We start from the raw sequence: 10685 nt of genomic DNA on the forward strand, positions 1-10685 counted from the left end.
CAAAGAACAAATTAACAAAATTCCAAGAGCTATCAGCCAAAACAGATCATCCATCTTTTTTACGACTATCGGTTCTTTGTCGTAATCTCTGGCTTTTTGTTCATTATAATTTTCCATTATTTCAAGCCCCTTTTTAAAACAGATCTAAATTTATAATAACTTAATTTGATGAAAACCTTTTATACGCGTTGCCTGGCTCTTCCTTAGCGACCTCTTCTCTTTTCATTTTGTCCTCCTCATTAGATAAACAAGTAATCTTTCTTAACGTTATTTATATTTACGTTTTTCAGCAAAAAATATTCTTTAATTTCATCATAAATTTTTTGATTATAGAGATAAACGAGATAATATCTTGGATAAACGGGTTTGTTCCTAAACCATCTGCCATATGAGGGGCGTGCGATCCTAATAAACGGTAAAATTCTAAACCCTTTTAAATTTCTATTTATAAACAGATAAAGTATTAAATTTAATAAAAATCCGAATAAATATGTAAAGAATATCGCTATAAAAAATATATTCCACCATGTTACGCACATAAAAATAGCGATAAAGTACAAAAATATCTTTTCAGATTTTCCTATCTCATATAAACTTGCCAAAATTCCGATAGAGAAATTTAAAGATAAAGCGTTTTCATCAATTTCGCAGCGTTTTTCAACTAAGTCGTCGCTAATAAATTCTATATATTTGTTTGTGAATTTTATCTCTTGTCTAGGGCGGATTATGGTAAATATGGATATTATAACCGTAGATAGTAAAATAATGAATAAAATAGCAAAATACTGAACTATGTCAATATCATCATGATTTATAAAATCTATAATTAAAAATGCATGTAGCGTAGAGATCGGCAATAATAGGACTAAAAACGAATATACAAAAAATTTTTCATAATTTTTGATTACTATCGGATCTTTGTCGTAATCTCTGGCTTTAGAATTCTGCCGTAAGGCGTCGCTGTCATCCAAGATAAAATTTTGCGGCTCTGCGCTGTTTTCACGGGCAGAATTCTGATCCGCTTCGGTTTCTAATTCGGTTTCTAAATTTAAAGCGTCAGGATCGGATTTTAGGGTTTCAAAATTTGAAGCTTCGGAATTCATGGATTCAAAATTCGAAACTTCAAAATTAAAGGTTTCGGAATTCTGGATTTCAGAATTTGGGGCTTTAAAATTTTCGCCGTTAGAATTTTGTTCCGAACCCCGCTTCGGCTCCTGATGCTGCTTTTGTAGTAGCTTTTTTAATTCCTCAAGCCTGCTTTGATCCATTTGCCGCCTTTAAATTTGATGGACGCGCTATTTTATATCCTCGCCGCTTAAAGCTCATTAAATTCCACCGCGCGTCCGCTGCGCGCAGTCCAATCAAAATTTAGCCCTCGTATCTTTGCAGCGATTTTTTATATGTTTTTGCCGCAGCGCAGCCCGCGCTCAGATATGCCTCAAACTCCTCGCTGGTAAGCCTACGCGGCTCATTCGCAAGCTTCGCCGCGCCGCTTGGTGTATTTGCATCCAGATTCGCTTCATTTACGATCTCGCCCCGTCGGATTCGGTTGCTAAAGCCCGCTGCATGCGCTATTTGCGGCACACGCTTTAAAGAGAAGTTTAAATTTTGCGTTTGCAGATTTAAAATTTTACCCATGCATTTGCGCGGACCCGCGATAAAATCGCCGTTTTGTATAAGCGTGGCGACGGCAGAGCCGAGCGGACCGCTGCCCACGGAGCCGCTCAAGTCGCCCTTCGAGCCAGATAAGCGGCCTGCGAAACCAGGTAATCCGCTCGCCAAAAGCTCTGCGCCGCTTAGGATACGTAGGCTTCGTACCAAAATCCCGCCGCCGCTTTGCGGGACGCTGCGAAACGAAATGTCAAAGCCGAAATTGTGAAAAAACATCTCGCCCGCCCGCGACGTGCGCTTGTAGGTGTTGCGATCCGCGCCCGTGAAATACGCCTCGATCTCCGCGAAGGCGAATTCCGCGCCGCTTACGCAAAACACATAGTTTTGCAGCAGATCGCGCATGAAATTTTCGATCTTTGCCTGCGCTCGCTTGGCATCAAACTGCGCCTGCGGCGGATGGGCACCGAACGCAAGCGCTTGTCTGACGCCCGGTTCCGACTGCGATGGACGAACGTTAAATTTTAAATGTGCTTGCTCCGTATCAAGACGCACTTGCTCGGCGTCAAACGGCGGCTTGGCATTAAATTTTAAAATTTCATCTTGCTGCGCGCCGCTAAAATATGGCTGTTCGCCGCCAAATTCCACGTCACCTTGTGATTTTAAGGGCTTGTCCTTGTTCCCGTCTCTCACGCTTCCTGCAAGTTTGGGATTTTTTGAAGCAAGCTTTGAGCCCGCAGAAATTTCAAACTCCGCCGCGTCGATTTTTGAGAAAAATTTTTCTAAATTTTCATCGCCCAGCATTTTGTTCTTCCGTAGAATTTCCTTCGCGCTTTATCGAGCTCACATCGCTGCCCGCAGTGTCAGATTTGCCGTTGTTTGCCTCGGCGCGCGTTAAATTTCCCTCGCCGCTCGTTGCGTTCGTATCGCCTCGCGTTAAATTACCGCCGCCGCTCGTCGTATTTGCTTCGCCGCCCTTTGATTTGGGCGTTTTAAAGCCAAAATTCTCACAGCGATCTCCTCGAAAATCTTGGAAATAATATTTCTCGCGCTCGCCTAAGCTTTCCACCCCTTTTTCGCACACTCGCTTAATATAAGCCTCGTGTGGATATCTTAGTCTGTTTGCCGCTAGGATATCGCCGGCATCCGCTTGCTTTACTAACTTGGCAATGCAGGCATCATCTTCTTCGCCATAGCCCAAAAATACCTCTCTCACATTGCAACACGAGCCTCTGATTTTTATATATAGGGCGCATAGAATAACAACCCCTACGATTAACAAAAAAATTTGACTTTTACTAGCTTTCAAGCTCATCTTATTGCTCGGCATTTAATCCTCCCGTAGAATTCATATCGCGTTTGATTGCGTCTGCTTCATCGCGGATCGTATTCGTACTATCGCGCGTTAAATTTCCCTCGTCGTCCGTTGCGTTCGCTTTGCCGCTCGTCGTATTTGCTTCGCCACCCTTTGATTTAGGCGTTTTAAAGCCCCAGGGCTGACAGCTCTGGTAGCGCTCGAAATAATATCTCTCTCGCTCGCCTAAGTTTTCCACCCCCTTTTCGCATACGCGCTTGATATACGCCCTGCTTGGGTATCTCAGTCTGCTTTCCGCAAAGCCGTTTCCGTCGTCCGCTCGTTTTATCAGCTTGGCGATGCAAGCGTCATCCTCTTCGCCCTGTTTATCAGAAAAGAATTCCTCCATATTGCAATACATACCGCTGCTTCTTATAACTCCATAAATAATAAAAAATCCCACAATTAACATAATAAAAATTTTACTTTTACTAGTTTTCAAGCTCGCTCCCTTCGCGATTAAATTTTGATTTTTTCCGCAGATTTACGATCTGCGGGCGGATCGTAAACTCGCTCACGTTGGACTTAGTGCGCAGAATTTGCAGCGTGAAATTTGCGATCTCCCACGCATCCACGAAGCTTGCTTCATCATCTGCAGGCTCGAAACTCAAATCCTCGTAAAACGGCGTTTTGGTGATGTCCGGGTTGATGCAGCTTACTCTGATCTGCTTGCGCGCCTCCTCGAAAAGGCAGAGCAGAAACGCCCGCAGCCCCGCCTTACTCGCGCTATAAACCGCGCTAAAGCGGCTCGCTCGCAGCGCCTCGATCGAGCTAATGCCGATGATATGGGCGCGGTTGCGCTTTAAATTCGGTAAAAGCGCACGCGTGATGATGACGTTTGCGGCGAGATTTACGTTTAAAATTTTTAAAATTTCACTCTCGCTCATCGCTTCAAGTGGCGCAAATTTCGCCGTACCCGCGCATAAAATCAGCGCGTTGATACCCTGCGTCGCAGCCAGCGCACGGCACTCCTTCGCTAGCGCGTACGTATCCTCAAAGCGCGAGCTTAGCGTTAAAATTTCATAGCCGTTTTGTCGCAAAAGCTCTGCAACCGCGCTGCCGATACCGCCGCTTGCGCCCGTGATCAATGCTTTCATCTTTTCTCCTTTAAATTTTAATGCCGCTTCAGCGCGTTAAGCTTAGCGCGTCGCGTAAATTTCGCTGCGCTAAATTTTCTCTGCCCATTGTATCCGCCGCTAAATTTGCGCGGCCTAAACAATCCGCACCGCGACCTGTGCTGGGTAAAATTTTAAATTTAGCCCGCGGGCGTTTTGCTGCGCGAGCGTTTTGTAAAATTTCATCGCCGCTCGCTGTGCCCGCTCCGCACGATTTATAAAATTTAATTTTATAAAGCCGGGCGTACCGCTAAATTTTAATTGCTCGTTCGCCGCTAAATTTCGCGCTGTGCCTTGACGCCACATACGAGCCGGCACAGGCCGCGACATCTGCGACAAACAGCGTATCTAGCGCCGCCGTATCTTTGCGAAATACGCCGCCTTCATCGCCTCCTCAAACGCGTCGTTGCTTTCGTACTCGCAGCCCAAAACCTCGCGCCATAGGCTTGCATCCTCCATGCAGAGGTAGAAAAACACCCGCTCGCGCCACGGCGAAAGCGCGTCCGCGGCAAATTTGAAAAGCTCGCGTTTGATCTGCAGCGGGTAGGACAGCTTGCCGTTCGCGTCCGCAAGGGGCATCTGTAGAATTTTGCTCCGCAGCCCGCGCGAGCGCAGCTTTTTGACGACGGGCTTGATAAATGTGAGCGTGCCGAGCGAGACCATCGCGACGCCGCTTGGATCGAAGCGGCGCAGCAGCCGCTCAAAAAGCGCGCCGTAATCGTTTTGCCACCCTTCGTACCAAACCATCGGGTGGAAGTGAAAGCCCACCAAAATGCCGCGCGCCGCGAGCGCTTCTGCTGCCGCCAGCCGCGCATCCAGGCTCGCGCTTAGATGCTCCTCGTTTGCAATGATCGCGGGCGTATTTAGCGAAAAAGTGACGATGAGGTTGCGCGGGATCTCGCGCTGCAGGAAAAAACGGATATTGTTCGACTTGCTTTTAAGCTCCAAAATCACGTTTTGATGCCGCGCCGCGAAGTCACATAGCGCGCTTAAAACGCCGAAGCGATCGCCCCACATGAGCGAGTCGGAGCTCTGCCCCGTGCCGATGTGGTAGCTGCGCGCAGGATCGAGCCGCAGCCGCGCTAAATTTGCCGCAAAATTCTCGTCAAAGCCAATTTCTCCGTGCTTGTAAAATGAGCCGATCGCGCAATAGGAGCAGTCAAAGCCGCACGAATTGACTGCATCTAGCGTCAGCAGATTGCAGCAGCGCGTGTTTTCGCTCGCCACCGGACAGCGACCCAAGGCGATGCGGTCCGCGCGAAAGGAGGAAATTTCAAATTTTTTCGGCGCGTAATCGCTTTTGAAGCTCGCGTACGAGTGCGGGCGCGACTTTAGCTCCAGCCAGGCTTCGCGCACGAAATTAAAAATTTGCTCGCCGTTTGGGACTTTCCCTGCTTTATTAAATTTGGCTTTATTAAAATTTAGCCCGCGCTGCTCGCTTGCAAGCAGCTCATAAATGGGCGCCTCGCCCCACGCCTCAAAATCGCTCGCAAACTCCGCAAGCTGCTTTTTTTGCTGAAATGAAAAGTGAAATTTCTCAAATAACGCGCCTAAAAACGCGCTCGATCGCTCGCTCATATTCACGCCAAACTGCGCGCCCAGCTCCTTTTTCGCCTCCGTCATCTTGCTCCGCTTCGTTTAAATTTTGCAAATTATACTTAAATTTCGCGCACCGTCACTAAAAATCGTTGAAATTTCAGATCGCGCCATAGAATAGTCGCTCGAAATAGAAGGCGTAAGCTAGCGTAATAGCGACGTTTAGAATCAAAATTCCGCCGAGTATGAGCTTTTGCGGGATTTTTTTGACGCCCGTTCGGTAGTAATACGGCAGGGTGCAGAAAAACGCGGGCAGCACGAGCAGAGCGATACCTAGCGGTATGCCCGCACCGCCCACGCCTATCTCGGCACTGCGCACAAACTGCGCCATGGCAGGGAATTTATGAACGGCGAATATGGTCGCCGCAAAGAGCAGCTGCACGCAGATGCAGTAAAATAGGTAGCGCACGCCTATTAGGGCATCTTTTAGCCATAGCCCGATACAGAAAAATACTAGCAAAAGAGCTAAAAAGACCAACAAGGGCAGATCCGCGAACAAATCCGCCACGGCATACGCGCAGGCTGCGACGCACGCGCACGCCAAGAGGGCAAAATACAGATAAGAGCCTTTTATTTTCATCGTTTCTCCTGCGCCTCCGCAATACCTTTAAATTCCGCGACATATTCGGCATATGAAGCCGAAATTTATCTCTCGGCTCGGTTTTTTGCGCACGCATCCACAGTTAAATTTTGTCCTTTATCGCAGCACGGATTTGCGGCAGGCGCGCCTTTACGAGCTCATAGACGAAGCTTTTACAAAGCCGCTCGCCGCGCAGATGATCGCTTACGATCTTCATCATCGCCCATGGCACGCCCGCGCGCTCGCAAGCACTAACAAAAAGCGTGCTCTCCATATCGTAAAGCGTAACGCAGTGATTTTTGCACCCGCAGGTAGCGTCTTGTGCCGTGCACGGCGTATTTTGCGCCGCGCGCTCTGCGATATTCTTCGCGACGCTGTGCCCACCTACCGCGATTTGTGAGGGTTTTACACTCGCTAAATTTTGCGCCTCGACCTGCGTTGCGCTTTGTATTGCAGCTCGCGTCGCGCCTCGCGTGAAATTTTTTGTATCTGCTGCGCCGCTCATCCCTTGCGTTGGGATTTGTGCGTTTATCTCGCCGCACGCGTCGATCTCTGCGACATTTGCCTCACCGCTCCGTTCCGCTACGTTTAAAATTTTAGGCTCGCTTACGCAGATTAAATTTGCCCGCAGCCCGCCGTCCAAACTCGCGCCGAAAAATTCCCGCTCGCAAACGTTTTGAAATTTCGGAGCCTGCGCGCTGTGTCTCCCAACCTGCGAGCGATAAAATTTTGATCCGTCCTCGCCGTAAAATTCCTGCGCCGCCGTGCCGTCAAAATAAAATGTCTCGCCGATTTGCACGCCTTTATCCTCGCAGCCGCAGACGCCTATGTTTAGCGCAAGGTCCACGCGCCGCGAAAGTAAAATTTCACCGAAGCGCTCTGAATTCTGCGCGGAGCCAAAATTTAAAATTTCAAAATTTTCAGTCGCATTTTGCGCAGAACCGACCTCTGCATCGCCGCCGCAGAGCGCACCCGCGTCCAAACGATGCTCAAATTTTAGATCCGCGCCGCGCCGATCCTTGCGAAGCTCGCGCCCGAATTCCGCGTTCGCATCGGCGCGACGAACAAATTCCGCGCCCGCTTTAAATTTAGCCCCAAACCTCACGCCGCAGATATATAAAAGCATCTGCTCGCCTGCGAATAGATCGCCGCTGCGAGTAAGTTTAAAACTCTCGATTATCGCTTGGGCTTCGCAGCGCAAAGCCGTGCAGATTAGTATCATCGCCGCCCCTTCCAAAAGCGCAATTTTAACAATTTGAGCTATAATGTAAGATTAATTTGCACAAAAGGGCGAAAATGAACGATCTCATCACCATCACGGGCGCGCGCGAGCACAATCTGAAAAATATAAATTTGCAAATTCCAAAGGACAAACTCGTCGTTTTTACAGGTCTTAGCGGCAGCGGCAAGAGTACGCTGGCGTTTGATACGCTATATGCCGAGGGGCAGCGTAGATACGTCGAGAGCCTAAGCAGCTACGCGAGGCAGTTTTTAGACCGCGTAGGCAAGCCCGACGTTGATAAGATCGACGGTCTGACTCCTGCGATCGCGATCGATCAAAAAACGACGTCGAAAAACCCGCGCTCGACGGTGGGCACGATTACCGAAATTTATGACTATCTGCGCCTCTTATATGCGCGCGTGGGGGTGCAGCACTGCCACAAATGCGGCAAACCGATCTCAAAGATGAGCTCCAGCGACATCATCGCCGAGATTATGAAGCTGCCGCGCGGCGCGAAGGTGATCTTGGGCGCGCCCTTGGTGCGCGAGAAAAAGGGCAGCTTCGCCGATATGTTGCAAAGCTTGCGCGAGCAGGGCTACGTGCGCGCTCAGATCGACGGCGTGCTGGTGCGGCTGGACGAGGAGATTGAGCTAAGCAAGACGAAAAAGCACTCGATCAAGGTCATCATCGACCGCACGACCATAGACGAGGAAAATTCCATCCGTATCGCAAGTGATGTCGAAAAGGCGCTCAAGCTCAGCTTCGGCGAGCTTGAGGTGGAGATCGCAAACGCCGCCGAGCTGGGGCTTGCGCAGAGCCTGATCCACTACAGCGAGCATATGGCGTGCTTTGATTGTAAAATTTCATTCAAGCCGCTCGAGCCGCTCGCGTTTAGCTTCAACTCTCCAAAGGGCGCGTGCGAGAGCTGCGACGGGCTGGGGATAAAATTTAGCCTCGATCTAGGCAAGATCATCAACGAAAACGCCTCGATCGAGGGCGGCGCGATCAAGGTGATGTCGGGCTTCAACAAGAGCTATTATTATAAATTTTTGCTCGGATTTTGCGAAGCAAACGGAATAAATGTCAAAATCCCGTATGCAAACTTAAGCGAGGAGCAAAAAAAGCTGATCCTCTACGGCAGCGTCAAAGAGATCGATTTCTACTGGAAAAAGCATAAGCTCGTGCGTAAATTTGAGGGCGCGATCAAATACGCCTACGATCTGCTCAAAAACGAAAGCGATCTGGACGATTATATGAGCGAAAAAATTTGCCCGGACTGCGGCGGGTTGCGCCTGCGCCCAGAAAGTCTAGCCGTAAAGGTCGCAGGGAAAGGCATCGGCGATGTGATAAATATGAGTATCGCAGACTGCGTGGAATTTTTCAGCGACGAGAAGCGGTTTTCAAATTTAAGCGAAAAGGACGCGCAGATCGCAGCGCCGATCCTAAAAGAGATCAACGAGAGGCTGTTTTTCTTAAAGGACGTGGGGCTTGGATACCTCACGCTTGGGCGCGATGCGCGCACCATCAGCGGCGGCGAGGCGCAGCGTATCCGTATCGCAAGCCAGATTGGTTCGGGTCTTAGCGGCGTGATGTATGTGCTCGACGAGCCTAGCATCGGGCTTCACGAGCGCGATACGCAAAAGCTCATCAAGACGCTGCGAAGCTTGCAAGAAAAGGGAAATTCCGTAATCGTCGTCGAGCACGATAAAAAGACGATCGAGGCGGCGGACTTCGTCGTAGATATCGGCCCGGGGGCTGGCAATCTAGGCGGCGAAGTCGTATTTGCTGGGGACGTCGCGCACCTGCTTAAAAGCAATACGCAAACCGCGCTGTATCTGAACAACCAAAAGGAGATAAACTACCAAAAGCACCGCAAGCAGGAGCTTTGGCTAAGTATCAAAAACGTAAATATCAATAACATCCACGGCCTTTGCGCAAAATTTCCGCTGCGAAATTTAGTCGGCATCACGGGCGTTAGCGGCAGCGGCAAGAGCTCTTTAGTGCTGCAAACCATACTGCCGACGGCGCTTGAGGAGCTAAATCGCGCTAGGAAAGTGCACGCGGTAAAGGGCGCTAAAATTTCCGGGCTTGAGAGCCTGGATAAAGTGATCTATCTGGATCAAACCCCGATCGGACGCACCCCGCGCAGCAATCCTGCGACCTACACGGGTGTGATGGACGAGATCCGCGCGCTTTTTGCCGCGACGAAAGAAGCGCAGCTGCGCGGATACAAGATCGGCCGCTTCAGCTTCAACGTCAAGGGCGGGCGCTGCGAAAAATGCGCGGGCGAGGGCGAGATCACGATCGAGATGCACTTCCTGCCCGATATCAGCGTCGTTTGCGACGTCTGCCACGGCACGAGATACAACGCGCAGACGCTTGAAATTTTATACAAAAACAAAAGTATTGCCGACGTTTTGGCGATGAGTATCGACGAGGCGCTCGAGTTTTTCAAAGCCGTGCCTAAAATTTATCAAAAGCTAAAAACGCTCGCGGACGTCGGGCTTGGCTACGTTTCGCTAGGCCAGCCCGCCACGACGCTTAGCGGCGGCGAGGCACAGCGCGTCAAGCTCGCCAAAGAGCTAAGCCGCACCGACACGGGCAACACGCTATATATCCTGGACGAGCCCACGACGGGGCTACATTTTGCAGACGTAGATCGCTTGGTGGCGGTACTACATCATTTGGTCGATCTGGGAAATTCCGTCTTTGTGATAGAGCACAATCTGGACGTCATCAAAAACTGCGACTACCTCATCGATATGGGGCCCGAGGGCGGCGAGGGCGGCGGACAGATCGTCGCTTGCGGCACTCCCGAAAAGATCGCAAAAGATTTCAAAAAGACAGGTAGCTATACGGGCGAATTTTTGGCGCAGGAGCTAGCGGCGATGAAGAGCGCAAGCAAAAATAAGCGAGGTTAAAGCGCCTTACCGGGGGCAAGAATGGATCAAAATAGGCTTGAGGAATTAAAAAGGCTACTACAAAAGCGGCATCAAGAGCCTAAGCGGGGCTTGGAACAAAATTCTGACGGCGAAAATTTTGAAGCCCCAAATTCTGAAATCCAGAATTCCGAAGCCTCAAATTTTGAAGTTTCAAATTCCGAATTCCTGAATTTTAAATCCCCGAATTCCGAAGTCTCAAATTCTAAATTCTTGAATTATAAATCTTCAAATTTCGAAGCTTCAAATTCTGAAACCCCAAATTCCGCTA

The 10685-nt window shown here is 49.5% G+C and carries 10 protein-coding genes; 2 read left to right on the plus strand and 8 right to left on the minus strand.

What is annotated here, in order from left to right:
• Window positions 1–239: 239 nt before the first annotated feature.
• The 8 genes from Q0372_RS01970 to Q0372_RS02005 form a co-directional block, all read right to left on the minus strand.
• Window positions 240–1268: a hypothetical protein gene (locus tag Q0372_RS01970; protein ID WP_298101878.1), complete on the minus strand. Its 1029-nt coding sequence runs from the start codon at window positions 1266–1268 to the stop codon at window positions 240–242.
• Window positions 1269–1368: 100 nt separating this feature from the next.
• A complete protein-coding gene (locus Q0372_RS01975) occupies window positions 1369–2412 on the minus strand; it encodes a hypothetical protein (RefSeq protein WP_298101881.1) in 1044 nt (347 codons plus the stop codon).
• Entirely contained in the window at window positions 2399–2938 is a 540-nt protein-coding gene (locus tag Q0372_RS01980; RefSeq protein ID WP_298101884.1) for a hypothetical protein, read from the minus strand. The genes Q0372_RS01975 and Q0372_RS01980 overlap by 14 nt, the downstream gene beginning before the upstream one ends.
• Window positions 2925–3323 carry a hypothetical protein gene (locus tag Q0372_RS01985; RefSeq protein ID WP_298101888.1) on the minus strand — a complete coding sequence of 133 codons (399 nt, stop codon included), beginning with the start codon at window positions 3321–3323 and terminating at the stop codon, window positions 2925–2927. Before Q0372_RS01985 ends, Q0372_RS01980 begins: the two co-directional genes overlap by 14 nt.
• 70 nt (window positions 3324–3393) lie before the next feature.
• The gene (locus tag Q0372_RS01990; protein WP_298101891.1) at window positions 3394–4059 is read right to left on the minus strand and encodes an SDR family oxidoreductase; all 666 of its coding nucleotides are present in this window, start codon (window positions 4057–4059) and stop codon (window positions 3394–3396) included.
• Between the two features lie 366 nt (window positions 4060–4425).
• A complete protein-coding gene (locus Q0372_RS01995) occupies window positions 4426–5700 on the minus strand; it encodes a spore photoproduct lyase family protein (protein ID WP_298101893.1) in 1275 nt (424 codons plus the stop codon).
• 73 nt (window positions 5701–5773) lie between these two features.
• Complete coding sequence (locus Q0372_RS02000; RefSeq protein WP_298101896.1) at window positions 5774–6253, minus strand: hypothetical protein; 480 nt, start codon at window positions 6251–6253, stop codon at window positions 5774–5776.
• Between the two features lie 103 nt (window positions 6254–6356).
• Window positions 6357–7475: a hypothetical protein gene (locus Q0372_RS02005; protein ID WP_298101898.1), complete on the minus strand. Its 1119-nt coding sequence runs from the start codon at window positions 7473–7475 to the stop codon at window positions 6357–6359.
• 74 nt (window positions 7476–7549) lie between these two features.
• Between Q0372_RS02005 and uvrA the strand changes: the two genes are divergently transcribed.
• Window positions 7550–10396 carry an excinuclease ABC subunit UvrA gene (uvrA, locus tag Q0372_RS02010; protein ID WP_298101900.1) on the plus strand — a complete coding sequence of 949 codons (2847 nt, stop codon included), beginning with the start codon at window positions 7550–7552 and terminating at the stop codon, window positions 10394–10396.
• Between the two features lie 21 nt (window positions 10397–10417).
• Window positions 10418–10685 (plus strand): hypothetical protein (locus tag Q0372_RS02015; RefSeq protein ID WP_298101903.1); only part of this gene is annotated, 268 nt, incomplete at its 3' end.

The organism is uncultured Campylobacter sp. (assembly GCF_937997405.1).
GTDB lineage: Bacteria > Campylobacterota > Campylobacteria > Campylobacterales > Campylobacteraceae > Campylobacter_B.

Coding starts and splice junctions, on each gene's coding strand:
- Q0372_RS01990 (WP_298101891.1), bottom strand. CDS start 4,059: ATGAAAGCATTGATCACGGGCGCAAGCGGCGGTATCGGCAGCGCGGTT.
- Q0372_RS01985 (WP_298101888.1), bottom strand. CDS start 3,323: ATGTATTGCAATATGGAGGAATTCTTTTCTGATAAACAGGGCGAAGAG.
- Q0372_RS02005 (WP_298101898.1), bottom strand. CDS start 7,475: ATGATACTAATCTGCACGGCTTTGCGCTGCGAAGCCCAAGCGATAATC.
- Q0372_RS01975 (WP_298101881.1), bottom strand. CDS start 2,412: ATGCTGGGCGATGAAAATTTAGAAAAATTTTTCTCAAAAATCGACGCG.
- Q0372_RS01980 (WP_298101884.1), bottom strand. CDS start 2,938: ATGCCGAGCAATAAGATGAGCTTGAAAGCTAGTAAAAGTCAAATTTTT.
- Q0372_RS01995 (WP_298101893.1), bottom strand. CDS start 5,700: ATGACGGAGGCGAAAAAGGAGCTGGGCGCGCAGTTTGGCGTGAATATG.
- Q0372_RS02000 (WP_298101896.1), bottom strand. CDS start 6,253: ATGAAAATAAAAGGCTCTTATCTGTATTTTGCCCTCTTGGCGTGCGCG.
- uvrA (WP_298101900.1), top strand. CDS start 7,550: ATGAACGATCTCATCACCATCACGGGCGCGCGCGAGCACAATCTGAAA.
- Q0372_RS01970 (WP_298101878.1), bottom strand. CDS start 1,268: ATGGATCAAAGCAGGCTTGAGGAATTAAAAAAGCTACTACAAAAGCAG.